The organism is Terrisporobacter sp. (assembly GCF_017888745.1).
Taxonomy (GTDB): domain Bacteria; phylum Bacillota; class Clostridia; order Peptostreptococcales; family Peptostreptococcaceae; genus Terrisporobacter.
In genome coordinates, this window is record NZ_JAGHFM010000333.1 from 1 (window position 1) to 23,247 (window position 23,247).

Genomic DNA, 23,247 nt, shown 5'->3' on the forward strand with positions numbered 1-23,247 from the left:
ACAGTTATAAAATAAACATCAACTTTTAAAATAATTAAAATAAAACGGTGAACATTCTGTTCACCGTTTTTATATTAATAATATTTATGTGTCTATTTATTATTTTTTTTAATTGCAGCTTGAGCAGTGGCAAGTCTTGCTATTGGAACTCTATATGGTGAACAAGATACATAGTTTAATCCACTATTATAGCAGAACTCCACTGATGTAGGGTCTCCACCATGTTCTCCACATATTCCAAGCTTGATTTCTTGACCTTTAACTTCTCTAGCAAGTGTTGATGCCATCTTAACTAATTTACCAACACCATTTTGGTCTAACACTTGGAATGGATCTTTTTCTAGTATTTCTTCATCAACATATTGCCCTAAGAATTTACCAGCATCATCTCTTGAATATCCAAATGTCATCTGCGTTAAATCATTCGTACCAAAACTGAAGAAATCAGCTTCTTTAGCTATTTCATCAGCTATTAAGCAAGCACGAGGTATTTCTATCATTGTGCCTACTGTATATTTTAAATCCATATTATTTTCTTCTATTATTCTATTTGCCGTTTCTACTATAATATTTTTAACTACTCTAAATTCATTTAATGCTCCTACAAGAGGTATCATTATTTCTGGTTCAACATTTAAACCTTCTTTATTTACTTCTATAGCTGCATTTATTATAGCTTTCGTTTGCATCACAGCAATTTCAGGATAAGTTACTGCAAGTCTGCATCCTCTATGTCCTAACATTGGATTGAATTCAGCTAAATCAACAATTCTTTTTTTAATTTCTTTAGCATCTATATTCATATCTTTTGATAGTTCTTCTATAGTTTCATCATCATGTGGCAAAAATTCGTGTAACGGTGGATCTAATAATCTTATATTAACAGGTCTTTCTCCCATTACTCTATAAATATCTACAAAATCTTGTTGTTGCATTGGTAATAATTTATCTAGAGCTTCTACTCTATCTTCTACGGTCTTTGATAATATCATTTTTCTTACAGCAGGTATTCTATCTTCATCAAAGAACATATGCTCAGTTCTACAAAGCCCTATACCTTCAGCTCCAAATTCTACAGCTGCTTTTGCATCTCTTGGATTATCTGCATTAGTTCTAACTTTCATATCCCTAATTTCATCAACCCAACTCATAAGTTTTTCAAAGTTTCCAGTCATAGCAACTTCTGCTTTAGCAACTTCACCTAAATAAACATTACCAGTTGAACCATCAAGAGATATATAATCACCTTCCCTTAATACTATATCATCTGTTCTAACTTCTTTAGCTATCTCATCAACTTTTATTTCTCCACATCCAGCTACACAACATTTTCCCATACCTCTTGCAACAACTGCCGCATGAGATGTCATACCGCCTCTTGCAGTAAGTATACCTTGTGAACAAACCATACCCTCTATATCTTCCGGAGAAGTCTCTTGTCTTACTAAGATAACTTTTTCTCCTGATTTAGACGCTTCCACTGCTTCTTCTGCAGTAAAGTATATCTTACCACTTCCTGCACCTGGTGAAGCTGGTAATCCTTTAGTTAATATTGTAGCTTCTTTTAATGCCTTATCTTCAAATTTTGGATGAAGCAATTGGTCTAATTGTTTAGGATCTATTCTCATTATAGCTTCTTCTTTAGTTAATAACCCTTCTTCAACTAGATCTACAGCTACATTTATTGCAGAAGCAGCAGTTCTTTTACCATTTCTAGTTTGTAAGAAGAATAATCTTCCTTTTTCTATAGTAAACTCTACATCTTGCATATCTCTATAGTGATTTTCTAATACTTTTACTGTTTCTATAAATTGATTATATATTTCTGGCATTACTTCTTTTAATTTATTTATTGGTTCAGGTGTTCTAATTCCTGCAACAACATCTTCGCCTTGAGCATTTATTAAGTATTCACCTAATAATTTATTTTCTCCTGTTGCTGGGTCCCTAGTAAATGCAACTCCTGTTCCAGAAGTATCACCCATATTACCAAATACCATAGATTGAATATTAACAGCAGTTCCTAAATCATTTGGAATATCATTTAATCTACGATATACTATAGCTCTTGGGTTATTCCAAGATCTAAATACCGCTTCTACAGCTAACATTAATTGTTTCTTTGGATCTTGAGGAAACTCTTCTCTAACTTCTTTTTTATAAATTGATTTATACTCTTCAACTATTTCTTTTAAATGCTCGCTTGTTAAGTCTGTGTCATATTTAAAGTTATTTTCCTCTTTGAATCTGTCTAATACATTTTCAAATTTATACTTTGGTACTTCCATAGCTACATCAGAAAACATTTGAATAAATCTTCTATAGCTATCATAAGCAAATCTTTCATTGTCAGTAGCTTTTGCTAAAGCTTTTACTGTATTATCATTTAAACCTAAATTAAGAATTGTATCCATCATTCCTGGCATTGATATAACTGCTCCAGAACGAACAGATACTAGTAGTGGATTTTCTTCACTTCCTAATTTCTTATTTAAATCTTTCTCTAATACAGATAGTTTTTCTTCAATTTGATCTATTACTTCTTGTTTTATTGTTTTGTTATTTTCATAGTAATTGTTACATGCTTGTGTTGTTATAGTAAACCCTGGCGGTACAGGTAAATTTATCTTAGTCATTTCAGCTAAGTTTGCTCCTTTTCCACCTAGTAAAGACTTTATCTCTTTACTTCCTTCATTGAAGCTATAAACATATTTAACACTCATATTTACAATCCCCTTTAAAAAAATTTATTTATGAAATCTAAATTAATATAGATTATTTAGCTGTGTGTATTTTTTTCTTTAATCCATTTTCTTTCATTATATCTAGTATTAATCCAGCAGTTTCTTCGATAGCCTTATTTGCTACATTGATTACTGGACAAGATAGTTTTTTCATTATTTTATCAGAGTAATCTAACTCTTCTAAGATTCTATCTAATTTTGCATAATTAGCATTACTTGATAAACCTAAAGCTTTTAATCTTGCTTGTCTTATTTCATTTAACTTTTCTGGTGTATTTGTTAACCCTATTATTTTTTTAGGATTTATTTCAAATACTTCTTTTGGTATAGGTATCTCAGGTACTAAAGGAATATTTGCAACTTTGATATTTCTATTTGCTAAATACATACTAAGCGGTGTTTTAGATGTTCTAGAAATTCCAACTAAAACTAAATCTGCATTTAACACACCTCTTGGGTCTTTTCCATCATCATATTTAACTGCAAATTCTATAGCTTCTATTCTTCTGAAATATTCTTCATTCATTCTTCTAATAATACCAGGTTCTCTCCTTGGAGATTCTCCAATTTTATCAGATAATATATTTAGTATCTGTGACATTAAGTCAACACAATGTAAGTTTTCTCTTGAACAAAACTCTTCTACAGTATCACCTAAATTTTCACTTACTAATGTATAAACTATTATCGCATTTTCTTTTTTTGCACTTTCTAATATTTCTATTAATATTTCTTTATTAGATACATAAGGAAATCTTCTAACTTCATAGCTTTCTTCTTTTATATCAAATTGGGATATAGCCGCTTTTGCAACTTGTTGGGCTGTTTCACCTATGGAATCAGATATTGCATATAATATAAAACTCTCCATCTTCTCCTCCTTAATTGTCAACTATTTCCAAAAATAATTTTGTTATATTAGTTTTGGATATTTTTCCAATTACCCTAGTTTTATTATCTATATTCTCAACTATTGGTATAGAATCAATTTCATGCTCTATTATTTTTTTTGCAACTAATACAATGCTTTCATCTTTTATTGCAGTAACTATATTTGGAGTTCTTGTCATTATCATACCTATAGGCATTTTATTCATATCCCCTCCACCTATAGTTGCTTTTAATAAATCTTTTCTTGAAACCACACCACATAAGCTATCATCTTTGTCTATAATAAAAATTGTTCCTGCATCAGATAAAAACATATTAACAATTACTTCATACAGGCTATCATCTTTTTTAGCTACTACTGGTATCCCCATAACTTCTTCAACTTTTTTATTTTTTATATCATTTCCTACAAAATTTAAGTTGCTTATACCAGAATAAAAATATCCTACCTTAGGCCTTGCATCTAAAATTCCTGTCATTGTTAATATAGCTAAGTCAGATCTTAATGTAGCTCTAGTAACACTTAAAATAGAAGCTATTTGTTCACTTGTAATAGGCTCATTTTCTTTAACTATTTCTATAATCTTTTGTTGTCTTTGGTTAAGTTGAATGACAATCACCCTCTTTCAATATGATACACTATTTATCCGTTTTATCTTATATAGTATATTATATATCTTTATATACTATTATGTAAATAGATTTTTTATTCATTTATGATGTATTTTTTATATTTTTCTCTATTTTCTTATTAGTTTTAACTTTCATTTACATTATAATGCATATAATATTACAACTTGCTTAATATATATGCCATACTTTTTATTTTCATAAATACTATATCTTTATACTTTCTATAAATATGATGTAATAAAGATTAAAAAGACCTTCCTTTTAAGTGAAATAGGGCTAAAAGGAAGGTTGTTTTTTTCTTATATTTTATTTATATACTATTTTTGATAAGTCACAAATTGTTAGCATAGTACTGTAAATTTGCTTTAATAATCCTAATCTATTTTCTTTAATAGCTTCATCTTTGTCCATTACCATAACATTATCAAATAAATTATCTACTAATGGTCTTAATGTTGCAAAAGCATCTAAAGCTTCATTATATTTCTTATCATTTAATAAACTCTCAACATTTACTTTTATTTCTTTAAAGCTATTATATAGTTTTACTTCTGCATCTTCTTTTAATAGTTCTTCTTTAACAGTATCACCAGTAGCTTTTTGTGCTAAAGTTGAAACTCTATTAAATGCAGTTAACATTTCTACTAACTCATCTTTTTGAAGCCATCTGTTTAGCTCTAATGCTCTAGTATGTATATCTGATATATCATCTAGATTATTATTTAATACTGCATCTATAACATCATATCTTATTCCTAAATCTTTAAATAAGTTTTTAACTCTTTCAACAAAGAATTCAACTATTTGTTCACTTACTTCTTCTTTGTTAAATTCAAGATCAGAATAATTATCTAATGCTGCACTAATTAAACTATTTAAGTTAACAGATAATTTTTTATCTAATAATATGCTTAATATACCTAGTGCTTGACGTCTTAAAGCATAAGGGTCTTGAGAACCAGATGGTTTTATTCCAATAGCAAAGAATCCAGCTATTGAATCTAATTTATCAGCTATTGATAAAGCTATCCCCGCATTAGTCTCAGGTAATATATCTCCAGCAAATCTTGGAAGATAATGTTCAAATATACCTTCACAAACCTCTTCATTTTCACCGCTTATTTTAGCATAATCTCTACCCATTATACCTTGAAGTTCTGTAAACTCGAATACCATGTTTGTAACAAGATCAGCTTTACATAGTTTAGCAGCTCTTATAGTGTTTTCTTTACTTTCTGTCATGTTTAATTCATCTATTATAGCTTGTGATAATTTCTCTATTCTTAAAGTTTTATCATATACTGTACCAAGTTTAGCTTGGAATACAACAGTGTGTAATTTTTCTATAAAGCTTTCTAAAGATTTTTTAGTATCTTCTTTATAGAAGAATAAAGCATCTGCTAGTCTTGCCTTTAAAACTTTTTCATTACCAGCTTTGACTAAATCTATTCTATTAGAATCTCCATTTCTAACTGCTATAAAGTTTGGTAGTAATTTACCATCTTTTAATACTGGGAAGTATCTTTGATGTTCTTTCATTGGTGTAGTTACAACTTCTTTAGGAAGTTTAACATAATCTTCTTCAAACTCACCATAGAAAGCAGTTGGATACTCTACTAAGAATGTTATTTCTTCTAATAAATCTTCATCAAGTTCAACTTCTCCACCTAAAGAATTAGCAACCTCTATAGCTTGATTTCTTATCATTTCTTTTCTTTTATTTTGATCTAATACTATGTAATTGTTTTCTAATTTTTCGAAGTACTCTTCTATTGAATTTACTTCAAATTCCCTTTCTCCAAGGAATCTATGTCCTTTAGTTATATTAGAAGCTTTTATTCCTTCTAAATCTACTTCAAGTACATTATCATTTAATAGAGCTACCATCCATCTTATTGGTCTAGCAAATCTCATATTTTTTCCACCCCAACGCATAGCTTTAGGGAATGTTACATTTTTTATAGATTCTGGTATTATATTCTTTAATACTTCGCTAGTTTCTTTACCTTCCTGCTTTATAGTACCAAATAAATACTCTGCATTTCCTACTTGTTTAAAGTATACATCTTCTTCTTTTAAACCTTTACTTTTCATAAATCCAAGCGCTGGCTTAGTGAAGTTTCCTTCTGCATCGAAAGCTATTTTTTTAGCAGGTCCTTTAACTTCTTCTTCTAAATTACTTGCTTTATCAGCTATATTTTTTATTACAAAAGTTAATCTTCTTGGAGTTGCATACTTTTCTATATTATCAAAGTTTACTCTTTCTTCTGTTAATAATTTACTTAAATTATTTTCTATTTGATCTAATGTAGATTGTCCAAATCTTGATGGTAATTCTTCTACCCCAATTTCTAATAAAAGGTAATTATTCATTATTTGTCACCTTCCTTTAATAGTGGATATCCTAATTCTTCTCTTTGCTTAACATATAGTTCAGCTACTGCCTTTGCCATATTTCTAACTCTTCCTATAAATGAAGCTCTTTGGCTAACACCTATGGCACCTCTTGCATCTAATGTATTAAATGTATGAGAACATTTTAAGACATAATCATAAGCAGGTATCACTAATCCTCTGTCTATTATTCTTAAAGCTTCTTTTTCATATGTATCAAATAAGTTAAACAGCATATCTGCATCACATTCGTCAAATGAATATGTACTATTTTCAAATTCAGCTTGTCTGAAAACATCTCCATAAGTTATGTTATCATTCCATTTTAAATCATAAACACTGTCTACATCTTGGATGTACATTGCAAGTCTTTCTAAACCATAAGTTATTTCTCCAGTTTCTAACTCACATTCTATACCTCCAACTTGTTGGAAATATGTGAATTGAGTAACTTCCATACCGTCTAACCAAACTTCCCATCCAAGACCCCAAGCACCAACTGTAGTTGATTCCCAGTTATCTTCAACAAATCTTATATCATGCTCTAGTGGATTAATCCCTATAGCCTCTAAACTTTTTAAATATAATTCTTGTATATTTTCTGGAGATGGTTTTAATATAACTTGGAATTGGTGATGTTGATATAATCTATTTGGATTTTCACCATATCTTCCATCTGCAGGTCTTCTTGATGGCTCTACATAACAAACACTCCATGGTTCTGGTCCTAATGATCTTAAGATCGTGTTTGGATTCATTGTTCCAGCACCTTTTTCAACATCATAAGGTTGCATCATAATACATCCTTGCTTAGACCAGTAACTTTGAAGCGCTAGTATCATATCTTGAAAATTCATAATAATACCTCCTAAATTTTATTTGTTACCTATTTATAGCAATAAGGCCTTCCGTATCCACGAAAGGCCTCTTAATACTTCGTTTATATTTGTAAGAATAACAAAACATAAAAAATTTGTCAATAAACTAGACTATTATTTATTACTCTTCATCATTTTTTTCTCTATAATCTTGTTTACTTAGATTTATAATGACATCTTCGTCACTACTATCTTCGTTTTTATCTTCTGTATTTTTATTTTTTTTATCTACAGCACTTTTTACATCTTTAGCTGCATTGCTTAACATATCTTTTATAATAGTCAATTTTTCTTCACTAAATTCTCCTAAGTCTACTACTGTGCCTTCATCTTCATTTTTAATTTTTATTCTATATTTTGCTAATACTGATGCTGAAAAACCTATTAATGATAACATAGGTGCAAACACAACACCTACAACTCCTACAGTAATAGGCACGTTCATTATTATTTTTCCATTTTTTTCAATTACTATACGTACTACGTTACTTTTTCTTATAAGTTCTGATATATCTTCTTTCATTTGTTCAGAATCTTTACCAAATATATCTTCAAATGTTTTTTTACTATTACTACTTTCTTCGTTTTGATTAGTGTCATTATCTTGTAGTAAAATTATAGCATCTACCACGTCTCCATTAGATTTTATAAGTGCTTCTTTAACCTGTGCATAAGTTGCACCAGGAACTCTCTCCATAACTTGGTCAATAGCTTCTATAGTTATATTACTCACTTAATACACTCCTTTTTTATTTAGACTTTTTAAAACATTTAAGGATTTATCATTTATTTTTCCCAAATATACATCCATATATATTTTTAAAATTTTACTTAGCTCATTAATAAGGTATTTTGATACCTTTGCTTTTGAACAGGATAGTATATCATTGTCTAGTATATATTGTATAAGTTTTGTAGTAGTTATATTCATATTTAAATTATGTTCAAAGTGTTCACTGCACCTCTCACATAATACTCCTCCTTCATATACATTAAATACTGGATTTTTAAAATCATTGTTGTAGCAATTTACACATGTTTTAACTATTGGTTTAAATCCTATGTAATCTAAAAACTTAAGTTCAAAACAAAGAGTTATATATTCCATATCTATATCTTCTTCTGAAAATAAATATAACGATTGAGCAAGTAGTATAAATAATCTATTATTTGATTGATTTTCTATTAAAAAAGTATCAACTAATTTTAATATATGAGTTGCATAAGAAAAAGCGTCAAAATTATAAGATAAATTATAAAAACTTTTTATTATCTCACTTTGAGCAACTCTATACATATTCCCTTCTTTTTTTAAGGTAAAGTTTGAATAAGCAAATATTTGCGAAGAAGACAATAAAGAGCTTTTACTTTTCTTAGCACCTCTAGCTACTGCAGATATTTTTCCCAGTTTTCGTGTAAATATAGTTAAAATTAGGTCATTCTCTTTATAAGCAACTGATTTAAGTACTATACCCTGGGTATTTAAAACTACCATTATTAATCTCCCTTTTTTTCGCTCTTCTTAAGTAAAGTATTGTGATTATTAATATATAAATAAGCCTCTATATTTCCTGTAGTTTTAAAAATTTGCCAAAATAAATTGTACATATTATTACCCCCTTCTCACAATTTATTAATATTTTTCGTAAGAAAAGGGTAAATAATTCATTATTTTAGCAAACAATTTTTTACAAAAACATAGTTGTTATTATAAAGAATATACATATTCCTATAAAATCAAGTATAACTGATACTAATGGGGCTGATACTATAGATGTGTCAATTTCTAATTTTTTTAGTAAGACTGGCACAAATGCACCTACAGTCGCTCCAAAAATCATATTTATTAATACAGCTATAGATACTAATAAAGCTATATTAACATCACTTATTATAAAATAAGTACCTATTCCTGTTATTATCCCACAGAATATACCTGTTATTAACCCGACTATAACCTCTTTTAGTATATTAGTGTTACCTGCATCTTTATTACCCAAAGTCATAAGTGTTATAGATGAGGATTGCATACCTATACTTCCACCTAAACATAATATAACTGGTAAAAATAATAATATCTTTACATAACTAGAATCTGTTCCTATAAAATTAAGCTTTGTTAATATAAGTGTAGAAAGTAATCCCATAGCTAAAATTATAACTAACCATGGTGTTCTCGCTCTTAAAGATGATGTTATTTGTTGAATTGGTGTAGCATTTTGATTTTCTACCACATCCCTTTCATGTTCAGAAGAACCGGCTAATTTATATAGATCTTCACTTGCTTCTTCTTCCATAACATCTATTATATCGTCTACTGTTATTATACCTTTTAAAATACCTTCTTTGTCCGTTACAGGTATTGCAATTAAATCATATTTAGATACTAATCTAACAGCTTCTTCTCTATCTTCATCAACACCTATGGATATTATATTTTCACTCATTAAGTCTTCTACTATGACAGAATCTCTTGCAGTAATAAGCTCTCTAAGTGATAAAACTCCAACTAATTTTTCATCATTGTCAATCACATATATATAGTAAATTGTTTCTGCATCTAATGCATTTTCTCTCATGTGTTCTATGGCATCTTTAGCAGTCATATTTTTATTTATTTCAATATATCCAGTAGTCATTATACCACCAGCAGAATCTTCATCATAAACTAGTAATTCTTTCACATCATTAGCATCTTCTTTACTCAAAAGATTCATTATATTTTGTCTTTCATCTTCTTCCATTTGACTTAAAATATCAGTCATATCATCTAAAGACATTTGTTCCAATATATTTTTACCATGCTCTTGATCAATATTTGATAAAATAGATTTAAAAAATTCTGGACCACTTTCTTCTAAAATAGAAGCAGACATATCTATTGGTAATACTTCAAACAATTTTATTTTCATTTCTTCTTCTAAGTTTTCCATTACATCAAATATATCCATAATATGATACTCTTCTAGTAATTCCCTTAGATCTAATAATTTATTATTTTCAAGTAAGTATATAACATCCCTTAACAATTCCTTGGAATCTTCTTGTTTCTTATCCATATAATCCACCTTTATTTATCATTGTATCCAAAATCACTAATGTAATTTTGTGAATTCCTCCAATTTTCCTTAACTTTTACCCATAATTGAAGGTTAACTTTAGCTCCTAAAAGTAATTCCATATCTTCTCTAGCTGACTTTCCTATACCTTTTAGTTTTCTACCATTCTTTCCTATAATTATACCCTTATGCGAAGTTCTTTCGCAACATATGACAGCTGAAATATCAATTATATTTTGAGACTCTCTAAATTTCATTCTTTCAACCTCTACTGCTACGCCATGCGGTACTTCATCATGTACATAGTGTAGAACTTTTTCTCTTATTAATTCAGAAACTAAAACTCTCTCCGGTTGATCAGTAATCATATAGTCTGGGAAGTATTTTGGACCTTCTTCAAGATAGTTTTCTACTACTTTTAATAACTCTTTTATGTTTCTTCCTTTTAAAGCTGAGACTGGTACTATTTCTTTAAATATACCTTCTTCATTGTATAATTTCATTAAATTGAATAAATCAGCTTCTTCTATTTGATCTATTTTATTTATAACTAAAACTATAGGAGTTTTTATATTTCTTAAATCTTCTATTATTTTTCTATCACCTGGTCCTATCTTTTTAGAATCATCAACTACAAATAATACTACATCAACATTTTTAAATGCATCTGTAGCTGATTTAACCATGAACTCTCCTAATTTGTTCTTAGGCTTATGTATACCTGGTGTATCTAAAAATACCATTTGACAATCATCTGAAGTATATACTGCCTGAATAGTATTTCTTGTTGTTTGAGGTTTATCACTCATTATAGCAATTTTTTCTCCTACAACATTATTCATTAATGTAGATTTTCCAACGTTCGGTCTACCTACTATGCTTATAAATCCTGACTTGAACATCTATAATTCTCCTAACTCATCTTTTGATTATTTATGTTATTGTTCATTTTTCACTATATTTTTCAGATATTCGTATAGTAAAATATTTTTATATAAAATATTATTAAATATCTAACATTATATTATATTATATCATATTTTAATAAAAGTTTATGATTTTTAACTGGAAAACTAACATAGCAACTAGTATTCCTAGTAATGCTCCTGCAACTGTTTCCCAAAATGTATGTATTTTTCCTTCTATCCTACTTTGAGCTACTAGGATTGCCATAATATATGCCAAAGCACAAGCCGTTGCTCTTTCAATCATCATTGTTATGGCTGTTGCAAGAGCAAAAGCTAATGCTGCATGACCACTTGGCATACCTCCCTTTAAAGGTGTACCTGTAAAAGTTAATGCCTTTACTACAACAACTGCTATTAATACTAATACTACACAAATTAATGTAACATGAGGATCAGACTTTCTTATGGCAAATATTAAAGATTTTGTTATATCATTGAACTTGTCATAAAAAATCAAATATCCTACTGCAACTGCATTTAAAGCGGATATTAGTACCCCTCCAGCTGCCACATCTTTAGCAATTTTGGCTAGATGATGATACTTATCTGTGACTAAGTCAACAGTATTTTCTATGGCTGTATTAAACATTTCAGATACTATGACTAAAGAAATAGATAAAATTAAAATCATCCTCTCAAATGTAGTTAAATCAAAAAACAAACTTGCCATTAAAACTATTACAGCAATAAAATAATGTATTTTCATATTTCGTTCATATTTAAAGGTATATAAAATCCCCTGGATAGCAGCATTAAATGCTTCTATTATATTAGGGTGATGCTTTTTATCTCTCATAAAGATTACTCCCTTGTTATTCCTAACTTACTTAAAATATGTTCTTCTTTTTCTCTCATTTCCCTTGTATTTTCTTCTGTATCATGGTCATAACCTAATAAATGAAACATACTATGACACACTAAGAAGCATACTTCTCTTTCAAAACTGTGATTATATTCTCTACTTTGTTCAAATGCTTTTTCTAAAGATATAACTATATCACCTAAAGATTCTTCTCCAAAATCCACATCAAACTCTTCATCTACTAATAGAGGAAAAGATAATACATCTGTAGGTCTATTAACACCTCTAAAATCTCTATTTAATTGATGTATTTCTTTATTATCTACAAATGATAAACTTACCTCATAATCATCATCATATCCTTCATAGTCTAAACATTCAGAGATTATATCTTTTATTCTTTCTATTAATTCTTCTTTAACTTCTAATTTATCTTGTCTATTGTCTATTATCAGTTCCATTGTTCCACCTTCTATTGTCTTATTTTTTATCATTTCTTTTGATTTCTTGTTTTTTATTTTTGTTAAATTCTTCTCTTTTCTCAAATTTCTCGTAAGCTCTTATAATTCGTTGTACTAACTCATGTCTTACAACATCTTTATCAGTTAACTGTATACTTCCAACACCTTGTATGTTTTTTAAGATTTTTGTAGCTTGAACTAATCCACTTCTTTTAGTATTTGGTAAATCTGTTTGAGTGACATCGCCTGTTACTACAGCTTTAGAACCAAATCCAAGTCTCGTCAAAAACATCTTCATTTGTTCTGGTGTAGTATTTTGAGCTTCATCTAATATTATAAATGCATTATCAAGTGTTCTACCTCTCATAAAAGCTAATGGTGCTACTTCAATAGTACCTCTTTCTAAATATTTATTAAATCTGTCAGCTCCTAACATATCAAATAATGCATCGTATAATGGTCTTAAATAAGGATCTACCTTATCTTTTAAATCTCCTGGTAAAAATCCTAAACTTTCCCCTGCTTCAACTGCTGGTCTAGTTAATATAATCCTGCTTACTTCATCTCTTTTAAACGCTTTCACTGCCATAGCTACAGCTAGATAAGTCTTTCCTGTTCCTGCGGGACCTATACCAAAAGTAATATCATTTTTTTCTATTAACTCTACATACTCTTTCTGACCTAAAGTCTTAGGCTGTATAGGCTTACCTTTCTTAGTAAGTATTATTACATCTTCTAACTCTTTTATCTTCATCTCACTGCCTTCTAATAAAAGAGATAATGAGTATGTAATACTTTGCTTATCTAATGATTTTCCATTTGATACAGTATCATGTAATTCTGTCATTAGTTTTAATGCTAAATCTACATTTTTTTCTTCTCCCATTAAAACAATATTACCTTCTCTAAGTATTACATCTATACTTAGAGCATTTTCTATTAATTTAATATTTTCATCAAAATTTCCAAATAGCTCTCTTTCAAATTTTTCTTCTGATACTATAAACTTTTTTTGAATTATCAACTGAACTATTCCTCCTTAAGTCATATAAATTTATTAGTTATTGCCTTCTTCTTTATCTTCTTCATTACTATTATCGCTATCTTCTTCAAACTCATTTCTTATATCATTAATAGGTCTTTTTTGAGGATTAGAATTTTGCTCTTCACCTTCTTCTTTTATTTTTTTTTCTTGGTTAGATTTAATTATTGCTTCAGCTTCACTCTTATTAAGAATCTCAAGCTTTGCAATATTTTCGCTTGTTTGAACTGTTACTACATATTCTACCATATTAGGAGTTACATTATATTTATCTTTTGAAACAATATTTCTTGCAGATACAGGTATTGTATATTGTAACTCTTTTAATACCTGTCTAGATAAATCTTCTTTTAGTTTTTCAACGTCAACTTTATTTTCTACTTTTCTTACTTCATAAAAAGTACTTACTATTACTTTTAAAGGAAATGTATAATCTCCTAGTCTGAGTTCATATGTTTTATTTTCAATTTCATAATCTTTATACTTTATGTTTCTCATTATTTTATATTTTTTATCATAGAAACTTATGGTATAAACATTTTTACTTTTTCCTGTTCTTTGATTTTTTACATCTATGTAATTTGAACTTTTTTTAGCCTCATAAAATGTAGTTGCCCAAACTTCTGGTATAGCTGTAGTACTAGCTCCATTAATTAATACATCACCTTTTTTTACAATATCCCCTTCTTCAACAAGAGCCTCTCCACTTCTAGCTACTACTTTTTCTATTATACCATCTTTTGTCGCTATAATATTACAATAATTTGAGCTATCTTCCTGATTTTGGCTTTCTTCTTTTTTAGTTATATTAACAAAAATATTAGTCCCTTTTACATTTATAGATACATATGCGATATCATTAAATTTTCCCATTATATTATCTCTTACCGTTTTTCTGTCTATACTCTTTTTATATACACCTGGCTTAACCCCTTCTTTATACAACTCATTTTTTAAAGCTACTTTATCAATACCTTCTGGAGCTGTTATATATACATCTGTTACAAATAAAGAAGTGGACATTAAAATAACTAGAGATATGACTGCACAAACAACCATACCTCTATATGTATAAATTCTTTTAGCTATAAATGGGATGCCTGTCTGCTTTTTAACCTTAATATCAAACTTATTACTTCTATGTATTTTTTTCAATCTTTTATAATCTTCTCTATTTATAGAAAATTGTATTTTAGTCTTATTTATCCTATTTACATTGTATACATATATTTTATTTCTTATAAGGTAATTCAAAAAGCTCTCTGTTTCTATTCCCTCTACTGTTAATACATAATATCCTCTTACGAAACTTATCACACTATCTCCTCCTAATCTATATACTCTATTGAGTATATAAGTCCTTTTATTCCTATTTCATTTTCCTCAATATATTTTAGTAATAGTTTGTCTCCTGTTACCTTTACTGTTTTTACTTTTGTTTTTATTTTAATTAGATTAGTATCATAAGTTATAATAGACAAATAGTTTTCTATTCTTACAAATGTATTACTAATCATCGTAACTGTTGGCTGTGTTACTTTTAAATCTGGTGAAATCTCCATCTTTTCATCTCCTCCTTCTGTATATTTTATTAATTAGGTACACTAATGTTTCATTATATTTTCATATTTTTATTTTTCTAATATTTAATACATATCTATATACAAAAAAAACTGAGAATACTCTCAGCTTTTTATATGGTATAAAATTTATAATTTATCTATTTCTTGAATAAATTATAAATTCCAACCTAATAAATTGATCAATAAACGAAGTCGTTGACCACATGAATTTTTCGCCGATATATAGCTCATGCAAAGCGAATTTTAATTTTATTATGTAATATTATCTATTTATAAACCATATAAAATAGTTAAGTATAAATGCATATATTAACCACATTATATATGGTATATTTATATATGCCGCTAAAGGTCTAATTTTATAGAAATTATATATCATTATTACTACAAATATTATAAGTAAAGCTATGTCTACTAGCGCTGTTAATCTTAATTGAAAACCGAAAAATAAAATAGACCAAATGAAATTCAATGCTAATTGCAACCAATAATAAAACATTGCATCCTTCACTTTCATTTCATCTTTCTTATGTGACATTATTATGTATGATGATGTTCCCATTAAAATATATATTATAGTCCATACTATAGGAAATAGGATGCCTGGAGGTGCAAAACCTGGTTTAATAAGTTCATGGTAATATGTAATCATATCTCCCCAACATATCATTTTAGATATTAAACTACTTAAATATCCTATAAGTAGTGGGATTAACACACAATAAATAAACTTTTTAACTTCTTTAACGGATATAATCAATTTCTTACCTCACTTTCCCTTATTATTTCATATATTTCTTCTTAATAAGTATGTACAATAACTGTATTTTATGATTATTTCTTTATAAAACATAAAAAAACCTAGAGATTACTCTCTAGGTTTTTATCTATTGTAAATTTTTCTTTACTAACTCATTTATTAGTTTACCATCAGCTCTGCCTTTTACTTTAGGCATTATTGATGTCATAATTTTTTTCATATCCTTCATAGAAGTAGCTCCTACTTCTGATATGGTAGAAATTACAATTTCATTTAATTCTTCTTCGCTTAATTGTTGAGGTAGGTACTCTTTTAAAACTTCTATCTCTGCTTCTGCTTTACTTACTAAATCATCTCTGCCAGCTTTTTCAAACTCATCACGAGAATCTTTAGTTTGTTTTAATTGCTTTGCAATAAGATCAACTATTTCATCGTCTCCTAATTCAACTCTTTTATCAACTTCATATTGTTTAATAGAAGCTCTAATTAAAGTTATAACAGACTTTTTAATAGCATCTTTATTTTTCATAGAAGATTTTAGATCTTCTTGTAACTTTTGTTTAAGGGACATTCCCCTCACCTCTTTACTTCTATTTACTATCTTTTAGCGTTTTTTCTTCTAGCTGCTTCAGCTTTTTTCTTACGTTTTACACTTGGTTTATCATAGTGCTCTCTTTTTCTTACTTCTGACATTATGCCAGACATTGCACATTGACGTTTAAATCTTCTTAAAGCACTGTCTAATGATTCATTTTCTCTTACTCTTACTTCTGACATTCTTTTTCCCTCCCTCCGATTGCGCGAATTATGCTGGGACTGTAATTTGATTATATCTGCATCACTGCATTACAACCTCACACTTTGTTTATTATAAACTAAAATTATACTTTTATCAAGTATTTAATTATCTATAATTTTAAAATATTTATAAATAACTTATTTTTTTTCAGCTTCATAAAGAGGAAGTTTTTTTCCAGCCAAAACATGATAATGAAGATGTTTAACTTCTTGACCTCCATCTTCCCTACAGTTATTTATAATTCTAAATCCAGCATCACTAAATCCTTTATCTATAGCTATTTTATTTATAACTGAGTGAATATGTGCAACTATTTCCATGTCTTTATCACTAACATCTGCAATACTATCAAAATGTTGTTTAGGAATAACTAATATATGATATGGAGCCACAGGGTTTATATCATTAAAAGCTAGAACCTTATCATCTTCATATACTTTAGTACATGGTATTTCTCCTTTTACTATCTTACAAAATAAACAATCCATTTTTCCACCTCCTAACTATTTACTATTCTATTGCTAAAATTCTACAACTTATACTAAAATTCCTTCTACATATTCATCTTTCACATCTGTAATTTTAACTTTTAATATTTTACCAGATATATCTTCATTAGATGTTACAATAGTTTTTAAATAATTTGGAGTTAATCCTTCATATTTATTATTTCCTATTGATTGTTCAAATAAAACATCAAATTCTTTATTTAACATTCTTGATGCAAATTTTTCAAAGTTTTCTTTATTTAAGCTTAAAAGCTTATCACTTCTTTCATTTTTTACTTGAGGATCTACTTGAGCTTCCATTTCAGCAGCCTTAGTTCCTTTTCTTGGTGAGTATTTGAATATATGCATTTGAGATAATTCTATATCCTTCAAGAAACTGTATGTCTGATCAAACTCTTCTTCTGTTTCGCCAGGGAACCCAACAATTACATCTGTAGTTATAGCAACATTTGGTATTTCTCTTCTTAATTTATCTACTATTTCTTTGTATTCTGCTGTTGTATATCTTCTATTCATTCTTTTTAACGTATCGTCACATCCACTTTGAAGTGATAAATGATAGTGTGGCATAACTTTTTCCATTTTAGCAACTTCATTCACAAATTCATCTGTAAATAGAATAGGTTCAACAGAACTTGTTCTTATTCTTTTTATTCCATCTATTTCATTTATTTGTCTTATTACATCTAAAAGACCTACATTAGCATCTCTTACATCTTTACCATAAGAAGCAACATGTATACCTGTTAACACCACTTCTTCGTATCCATTCTCAGCTAAAATTTTAGCTTCATTGATTATACTTTCCATATCTCTACTTCTTACTTTTCCACCTCTTGCATAAGGTATTATACAGTAAGTGCAGAATCTATCGCACCCATCTTGTATTTTCATAAATGCTCTAGTTCTTCCGTTTGATTGACTTATTTCTATTTCTTCAAAAGCTCTTACTTTCATTATATCATCTACAGTACTAGCTTTTTTCTCTCCTTGAACTTCCTCTAACTTTTTAATTTCATCAACTATAGTTCTTCTTTCATTAGTTCCCATTACAAGGTTTACTTCTTCTATTTCAAGTATTTCTTCTGGAGAAACTTGAGAATAACATCCAACTACTGCTATTATTGAGTCTGGATTTTTCTTTTTCATTCTTCTTATATATTGACGTGATTTTCTATCACTCATATGCGTTACAGTACAAGTGTTTATAACATATACATCTGCATAATCTTCACTACCAACTTGCTCATATCCATCTTCTTTGAACATTTCAAGCATAGCTTCTGTTTCATATTGGTTTACTTTACATCCTAAAGTATAAAATGCTACTTTTTTCATTTTATATATTTCCTCCTAAGTCACTCAGCTCATATAAAACTATTGATGACGCAACTACAGATGCCGTTTCTGTTCTAAGTATTCTAGGCCCTAGAGACACAACTTTTCCATCTATATTTTGAATTTTTTTGACTTCTTCTTCTTCAAATCCGCCTTCTGGTCCAACAAAAATTCCAACACTACTTACATCTAATCCTCTAATAGCTTCTTTTATAGAAACTGTTCTTTCGTTTTCATAAGGACAAAGATTTAAATCATTATTCTTCATATCTTCTAATGCTTCATTGAAAGACAATACACCTGTAAGTTTTGGTATTTTTCCTCTTTTACTTTGCTTTGCAGCTTCATAAATGATTCTTTCCCATCTCTCAATTTTTTTATCTTCTTTTTTGTTATCAATTTTAGTTACACTTCTTTTAGCCTGTACTAAAATAATCTCGTCTACACCAATTTCTGTTAACTTTTGAAGTATTAGCTCCATTTTAGTTCCTTTTGGCATACCTTGATATAATTTGACCTTTAAGTCTGATTCACGTTTTATATTAACCGTTTCAATTATGTCTAATATTATGCTGTCTTTGTTTATTTCTTTTATTTCACAAATATACTCATTGTTATCCATATCACATACTTCAATTCTATCATTCTCCTTACATCTAAGGACTTTTGAAATATGCTTTACATCCTCACCTTCTATAACACAAGTATTTTGTTCTAAATTTATATTGCTTTTAGGTGTGAAAAATCTATCCATCATTTCACCTACTTTAATTTAGAAACTATAGCTGACCATTCACCAAGTTTTATTATTTCAACTATTTCAAATCCATTTTGTTCTAAAGCATCAACTACTTCATCTATTTTTGCAAGGATTATTCCAGATGATATAAATACACCATCTTCTGTTAAGAATTCACTTACATCTTTAGCCAATATTTTTATTATATCTGCTATTATGTTCGCTACTATTACGTCAGCCTTTCCTTCTACAACTTCAAATAAGCTACCATGTTTAACGATAACTTTATCAGAAACATTATTTTCTTCACAGTTTTCTTTAGAAACTTTAACTGCTACTTCATCTAAATCCCCAGCAACAACTTCTTTCGCTCCAAGTTTTGCAGCAGCTATGGCAAGAATTCCACTTCCACATCCTATATCAAATACTCTTTTAGTTTCATCAACATATTTTTCTAATTCTCTGATACACATAGAAGTTGTTTCATGAGTTCCCGTTCCGAAGGCCATTCCTGGATCTAATTCTATTATTAAATCACCATCTTGCTCTTCGTATTCTTCCCAAGTAGGTTTTACTACTATTTTTTGACCAACTTTAGTTGGCTTATAGTATTTTTTCCATTCGTTTGCCCAGTCTTCTTCTCTAACTTGGCCTAAAGAAACACTACCCTCACCTATATCTATACCGAACTCTTTTAATCCTAAAACTTTTTGTTTTATATTTTCAATTACTTCCATCACATTTCTTTCTTCTGAAATGTATGTTTTTATTAAAACACCATCTTGTCCACTTTTGTTAAATACTTCTTCTTCAACATAATCCCAATCAAGTTCATTTTTCTTTTGGAATAAAAAATCTTTAGGATCTTCTATTACAACGCCACCCGTTCTTTCATTATCTAGTATATTTGTTATAGCTTCTACAGCTTCTGTAGTTGTTTTAATCGTTACTTCTATCCAATTCATATGTAAACCTTCTTTCAATCTTTATACTATTTTTCATGAATCTTATTATATCATAATTATTCTCTTTTATAATATTGTTTTATACATAATAAAATACATAATCGCAAAAAATCCCTCCAATTTATTTTTCATATTGGAAGGATTTTAATTTATATTTAAAATTAAATCTTTTTTATTTATTTTTCTTAAGATTTTTGAAAAAACTATCCACTTTATCACTTAAAGTTTTTTGCCTTTCGTGCACCTCTTCTCCGCACTCTTTAGCAAATTCTCTTATCAAGTCTTTTTGTTTTTCATTTAATTTTTTAGGTATTTCAACTGTTACCTTAACATATTGATCACCTCTAACATTTGATCTTAATTTAGGTATACCTTTAGACTTTAATCTGAATACTGTTCCAGTTTGAGTTCCTTCTGGAATCGTATATTCAACTTGACCATCTAGTGTTGGTACTTTTATTTTATCTCCTAATGCAGCTTGAGCAAATGTTATAGGCATTTCTAAATAAACATCATAACCTTCTCTAGTAAATAGTGAATGGTTTTTAACATTAACAACTATATATAAATCTCCTCTTGGTCCACCTCTTGTTCCAAGTTCACCTTGACCAGAAAGCTTAATCATTTGACCTTCATCTATACCTGCTGGTATATCAACTTCAATAGTCTTAGTTTTTCTTATACTACCTTTACCATGGCATTTTGAACATGGAGAGTCTATAACCTCACCTTCACCATTACATGTAGCACAAGTTCTAGTACTTGCTATATTACCAAAAGGAGTTCTTTGTACAGATTGTACTTGACCGCTACCATTACATGTTGGACAAGTTTTTTTAGAAGTTCCTGGTTTTGCACCACTTCCATGGCATTCATCACATTCTTCACTTCTATTTACTTTAACTTGAACTTTTTTACCAAAAGCAGCTTCTTCAAAAGATATAGTTACACTTTGTCTTATGTCAGCTCCACGCTCTGGCCCTCTTCTTCTTTGACGACCACCGCCGAATCCTCCACCAAACATATCTCCAAATATATCTCCAAATATATCATCAAATCCACCAAATCCTTGGCCTCCGAAACCTTGACCACCAAATCCTTGACCATTTACACCTTCATGACCAAATTGATCGTAATTTCTTCTTTTAGTTTCATCTGATAATACTTCATATGCTTCATTTATTTCTTTAAATTTTTCTTCAGCTTCTTTATCACCAGGATTTTTATCTGGGTGATATTTCATAGCTAGTTTTCTATAAGCTTTTTTTATTTCTTGTGCTTCTGCTGTTTTATTTACACCTAAGACATCATAATAGTCTCTTTTAGTTGCCAAATTTTGTCACCACCTTTATTTTACAAAATAATAGCTTGTAGAATATTAAACTACAAGCTATTATTAATTGTTCTAAAACAGATTAATATCCTTTAATTTATTATACACAATTACTATCGAGTTGCAACTTATTAATCTTATAATTCTGTGTAGTCTGCATCTACAACATCATCATTTGATTGACTTTGACCTGCTTGCTCTCCACCTTGAGCTTGCCCAGCAGCTTGAGCTTGTTGATACATTTGCTCAGAAACTTTGTGGAATTTATTCATTACTTCATCTATAGCAGCTTTTATTTCTTCAGCAGTAGCAGATTCTTTATCTTTTACTTCTTTTAATGATGCTATAGCAGCCTCTATTGCAGATTTATCATCAGCACTTACTTGTTCTCCAAGTTCATTTAATGTTTTTTCTGTTTGATATATAGTTGAATCAGCTTGGTTAACAGCTTCTATTTTATCTTTTTTAGCTTTATCAGCTTCAGCATTCATTTCAGCTTCTTTTACTTTTCTTTCTATTTCTTCTTCACTTAAATTAGTTCCTGAAGTTATAGTAACTTTTTGCTCTTTTCCAGTTCCTAAATCTTTTGCAGTAACATGAACTATACCGTTAGCATCTATATCGAAAGTTACTTCTATTTGAGGTATTCCTCTTGGTGCTGGTGGTATTTCTGATAATTGGAATCTACCTAAAGTAGTATTATCAAATGCCATAGATCTTTCACCTTGAAGAACATGTATATCAACAGCAGTTTGGTTATCTGCAGCAGTTGAGAATACTTGAGATTTTTTAGTTGGTATAGTAGTATTTCTTTCTATTATTTTAGTCATTACGTTACCCATAGTTTCTATACCTAATGATAATGGAGTAACATCTAATAATAATAAGTCATTAACTTCACCAGTTAAAACACCAGCTTGTATAGCAGCACCAGCAGCAACACATTCATCTGGGTTTATTCCTTTGTGAGGTTCTTTTCCTATAAATTTCTTAACAGCTTCTTGAACAGCTGGTATTCTTGTAGATCCACCTACTAGTAATACATCGTCTATTTCAGATACTGAAAGACCAGCATCAGATAAAGCTCTCTTAGTTGGTTCCATAGTTTTTTCAACTAATGAAGCAGTTAATTCATCAAATTTAGCTCTTGATAAATCTATGTTTAAGTGTTTTGGTCCACTTGCAGTAGCTGTTATGAATGGTAAGTTTATATTTGTATTCATTGTTGAAGATAATTCTTTTTTAGCTTTTTCAGCAGCTTCTTTTAATCTTTGAAGAGCCATGTTGTCACTTCTTAAATCAACACCTTCAGCTTTTTTGAATTCTTCAGCTAAATAATCTATTATAAC

24 protein-coding genes are annotated in these 23,247 nt (G+C 29.0%); all 24 read right to left on the reverse strand.

Annotation, left to right across the window (positions count from 1 at the left end; genetic code table 11):
• Positions 1 to 92: 92 nt before the first annotated feature.
• Complete coding sequence (gene ppdK / locus J7G74_RS14915) at positions 93 to 2,723, reverse strand: pyruvate, phosphate dikinase (RefSeq protein WP_297136783.1); 2,631 nt, start codon at positions 2,721 to 2,723, stop codon at positions 93 to 95.
• 52 nt (positions 2,724 to 2,775) lie between these two features.
• A complete protein-coding gene (locus J7G74_RS14920; RefSeq protein ID WP_297136785.1) occupies positions 2,776 to 3,615 on the reverse strand; it encodes a pyruvate, water dikinase regulatory protein in 840 nt (279 codons plus the stop codon).
• Between the two features lie 10 nt (positions 3,616 to 3,625).
• On the reverse strand, positions 3,626 to 4,255 hold the full coding sequence (locus J7G74_RS14925) for a helix-turn-helix transcriptional regulator (protein WP_297136786.1): 630 nt from the start codon (positions 4,253 to 4,255) through the stop codon (positions 3,626 to 3,628).
• Positions 4,256 to 4,574: 319 nt separating this feature from the next.
• Complete coding sequence (gene glyS / locus J7G74_RS14930; protein WP_297136787.1) at positions 4,575 to 6,641, reverse strand: glycine--tRNA ligase subunit beta; 2,067 nt, start codon at positions 6,639 to 6,641, stop codon at positions 4,575 to 4,577.
• A complete protein-coding gene (gene glyQ, locus J7G74_RS14935; RefSeq protein WP_297136789.1) occupies positions 6,641 to 7,519 on the reverse strand; it encodes a glycine--tRNA ligase subunit alpha in 879 nt (292 codons plus the stop codon). Before glyQ ends, glyS begins: the two co-directional genes overlap by 1 nt.
• A 142-nt stretch (positions 7,520 to 7,661) precedes the next feature.
• Positions 7,662 to 8,273: a DUF4342 domain-containing protein gene (locus J7G74_RS14940; RefSeq protein ID WP_297136791.1), complete on the reverse strand. Its 612-nt coding sequence runs from the start codon at positions 8,271 to 8,273 to the stop codon at positions 7,662 to 7,664.
• Positions 8,274 to 9,035, reverse strand: coding sequence for a DNA repair protein RecO (gene recO / locus J7G74_RS14945; RefSeq protein WP_297136793.1), 762 nt, complete (start codon positions 9,033 to 9,035; stop codon positions 8,274 to 8,276).
• 2 nt (positions 9,036 to 9,037) lie between these two features.
• A complete protein-coding gene (locus J7G74_RS16850; protein WP_297136795.1) occupies positions 9,038 to 9,148 on the reverse strand; it encodes a YqzL family protein in 111 nt (36 codons plus the stop codon).
• A gap of 80 nt (positions 9,149 to 9,228) precedes the next feature.
• Positions 9,229 to 10,599 carry a magnesium transporter gene (mgtE, locus tag J7G74_RS14955; RefSeq protein WP_297136797.1) on the reverse strand — a complete coding sequence of 457 codons (1,371 nt, stop codon included), beginning with the start codon at positions 10,597 to 10,599 and terminating at the stop codon, positions 9,229 to 9,231.
• A gap of 11 nt (positions 10,600 to 10,610) precedes the next feature.
• Positions 10,611 to 11,501 carry a GTPase Era gene (gene era / locus J7G74_RS14960; RefSeq protein WP_297136799.1) on the reverse strand — a complete coding sequence of 297 codons (891 nt, stop codon included), beginning with the start codon at positions 11,499 to 11,501 and terminating at the stop codon, positions 10,611 to 10,613.
• Between the two features lie 139 nt (positions 11,502 to 11,640).
• Positions 11,641 to 12,363, reverse strand: coding sequence for a diacylglycerol kinase (locus J7G74_RS14965; RefSeq protein ID WP_297136801.1), 723 nt, complete (start codon positions 12,361 to 12,363; stop codon positions 11,641 to 11,643).
• A gap of 5 nt (positions 12,364 to 12,368) precedes the next feature.
• Positions 12,369 to 12,830 carry an rRNA maturation RNase YbeY gene (ybeY, locus tag J7G74_RS14970; protein WP_297136823.1) on the reverse strand — a complete coding sequence of 154 codons (462 nt, stop codon included), beginning with the start codon at positions 12,828 to 12,830 and terminating at the stop codon, positions 12,369 to 12,371.
• 19 nt (positions 12,831 to 12,849) lie between these two features.
• Positions 12,850 to 13,854: a PhoH family protein gene (locus J7G74_RS14975; protein ID WP_297136804.1), complete on the reverse strand. Its 1,005-nt coding sequence runs from the start codon at positions 13,852 to 13,854 to the stop codon at positions 12,850 to 12,852.
• A 33-nt stretch (positions 13,855 to 13,887) separates the two neighbouring features.
• On the reverse strand, positions 13,888 to 15,189 hold the full coding sequence (locus J7G74_RS14980) for a sporulation protein YqfD (protein WP_297136806.1): 1,302 nt from the start codon (positions 15,187 to 15,189) through the stop codon (positions 13,888 to 13,890).
• An 11-nt stretch (positions 15,190 to 15,200) separates the two neighbouring features.
• Entirely contained in the window at positions 15,201 to 15,434 is a 234-nt protein-coding gene (locus J7G74_RS14985) for a YabP/YqfC family sporulation protein (protein ID WP_297136808.1), read from the reverse strand.
• Positions 15,435 to 15,717: 283 nt separating this feature from the next.
• Complete coding sequence (locus J7G74_RS14990) at positions 15,718 to 16,215, reverse strand: TspO/MBR family protein (RefSeq protein ID WP_297136809.1); 498 nt, start codon at positions 16,213 to 16,215, stop codon at positions 15,718 to 15,720.
• A 127-nt stretch (positions 16,216 to 16,342) separates the two neighbouring features.
• Positions 16,343 to 16,786 (reverse strand): GatB/YqeY domain-containing protein, encoded by a 444-nt coding sequence (locus J7G74_RS14995; protein WP_297136811.1) that lies wholly within the window; start codon positions 16,784 to 16,786, stop codon positions 16,343 to 16,345.
• Positions 16,787 to 16,812: 26 nt separating this feature from the next.
• On the reverse strand, positions 16,813 to 16,992 hold the full coding sequence (rpsU, locus tag J7G74_RS15000; RefSeq protein WP_002844447.1) for a 30S ribosomal protein S21: 180 nt from the start codon (positions 16,990 to 16,992) through the stop codon (positions 16,813 to 16,815).
• Between the two features lie 159 nt (positions 16,993 to 17,151).
• Positions 17,152 to 17,502, reverse strand: coding sequence for a histidine triad nucleotide-binding protein (locus J7G74_RS15005; RefSeq protein ID WP_297136813.1), 351 nt, complete (start codon positions 17,500 to 17,502; stop codon positions 17,152 to 17,154).
• A gap of 48 nt (positions 17,503 to 17,550) precedes the next feature.
• Positions 17,551 to 18,861, reverse strand: coding sequence for a tRNA (N(6)-L-threonylcarbamoyladenosine(37)-C(2))-methylthiotransferase MtaB (gene mtaB / locus J7G74_RS15010; protein WP_297136815.1), 1,311 nt, complete (start codon positions 18,859 to 18,861; stop codon positions 17,551 to 17,553).
• Position 18,862: 1 nt separating this feature from the next.
• The gene (locus J7G74_RS15015; protein WP_297136825.1) at positions 18,863 to 19,615 is read right to left on the reverse strand and encodes an RsmE family RNA methyltransferase; all 753 of its coding nucleotides are present in this window, start codon (positions 19,613 to 19,615) and stop codon (positions 18,863 to 18,865) included.
• A gap of 8 nt (positions 19,616 to 19,623) precedes the next feature.
• A complete protein-coding gene (gene prmA / locus J7G74_RS15020; RefSeq protein WP_297136817.1) occupies positions 19,624 to 20,565 on the reverse strand; it encodes a 50S ribosomal protein L11 methyltransferase in 942 nt (313 codons plus the stop codon).
• 172 nt (positions 20,566 to 20,737) lie between these two features.
• Entirely contained in the window at positions 20,738 to 21,898 is a 1,161-nt protein-coding gene (gene dnaJ, locus J7G74_RS15025) for a molecular chaperone DnaJ (RefSeq protein WP_297136819.1), read from the reverse strand.
• A 137-nt stretch (positions 21,899 to 22,035) separates the two neighbouring features.
• A partial coding sequence (locus J7G74_RS15030) for an Hsp70 family protein (protein ID WP_297136821.1) occupies positions 22,036 to 23,247 on the reverse strand: 1,212 nt, incomplete at its 5' end.

Excerpts from the sequence above, each read along its gene's own strand:
- ppdK (WP_297136783.1), bottom strand. The coding sequence starts at position 2,723 with ATGAGTGTTAAATATGTTTATAGCTTCAATGAAGGAAGTAAAGAGATA.
- J7G74_RS14920 (WP_297136785.1), bottom strand. The coding sequence starts at position 3,615 with ATGGAGAGTTTTATATTATATGCAATATCTGATTCCATAGGTGAAACA.
- glyS (WP_297136787.1), bottom strand. The coding sequence starts at position 6,641 with ATGAATAATTACCTTTTATTAGAAATTGGGGTAGAAGAATTACCATCA.
- glyQ (WP_297136789.1), bottom strand. The coding sequence starts at position 7,519 with ATGAATTTTCAAGATATGATACTAGCGCTTCAAAGTTACTGGTCTAAG.
- recO (WP_297136793.1), bottom strand. The coding sequence starts at position 9,035 with ATGGTAGTTTTAAATACCCAGGGTATAGTACTTAAATCAGTTGCTTAT.
- J7G74_RS16850 (WP_297136795.1), bottom strand. The coding sequence starts at position 9,148 with ATGTACAATTTATTTTGGCAAATTTTTAAAACTACAGGAAATATAGAG.
- mgtE (WP_297136797.1), bottom strand. The coding sequence starts at position 10,599 with ATGGATAAGAAACAAGAAGATTCCAAGGAATTGTTAAGGGATGTTATA.
- era (WP_297136799.1), bottom strand. The coding sequence starts at position 11,501 with ATGTTCAAGTCAGGATTTATAAGCATAGTAGGTAGACCGAACGTTGGA.
- J7G74_RS14965 (WP_297136801.1), bottom strand. The coding sequence starts at position 12,363 with ATGAGAGATAAAAAGCATCACCCTAATATAATAGAAGCATTTAATGCT.
- ybeY (WP_297136823.1), bottom strand. The coding sequence starts at position 12,830 with ATGGAACTGATAATAGACAATAGACAAGATAAATTAGAAGTTAAAGAA.
- J7G74_RS14985 (WP_297136808.1), bottom strand. The coding sequence starts at position 15,434 with ATGGAGATTTCACCAGATTTAAAAGTAACACAGCCAACAGTTACGATG.
- J7G74_RS14995 (WP_297136811.1), bottom strand. The coding sequence starts at position 16,786 with ATGTCCCTTAAACAAAAGTTACAAGAAGATCTAAAATCTTCTATGAAA.
- rpsU (WP_002844447.1), bottom strand. The coding sequence starts at position 16,992 with ATGTCAGAAGTAAGAGTAAGAGAAAATGAATCATTAGACAGTGCTTTA.
- J7G74_RS15005 (WP_297136813.1), bottom strand. The coding sequence starts at position 17,502 with ATGGATTGTTTATTTTGTAAGATAGTAAAAGGAGAAATACCATGTACT.
- mtaB (WP_297136815.1), bottom strand. The coding sequence starts at position 18,861 with ATGAAAAAAGTAGCATTTTATACTTTAGGATGTAAAGTAAACCAATAT.
- J7G74_RS15015 (WP_297136825.1), bottom strand. The coding sequence starts at position 19,615 with ATGGATAGATTTTTCACACCTAAAAGCAATATAAATTTAGAACAAAAT.
- prmA (WP_297136817.1), bottom strand. The coding sequence starts at position 20,565 with ATGAATTGGATAGAAGTAACGATTAAAACAACTACAGAAGCTGTAGAA.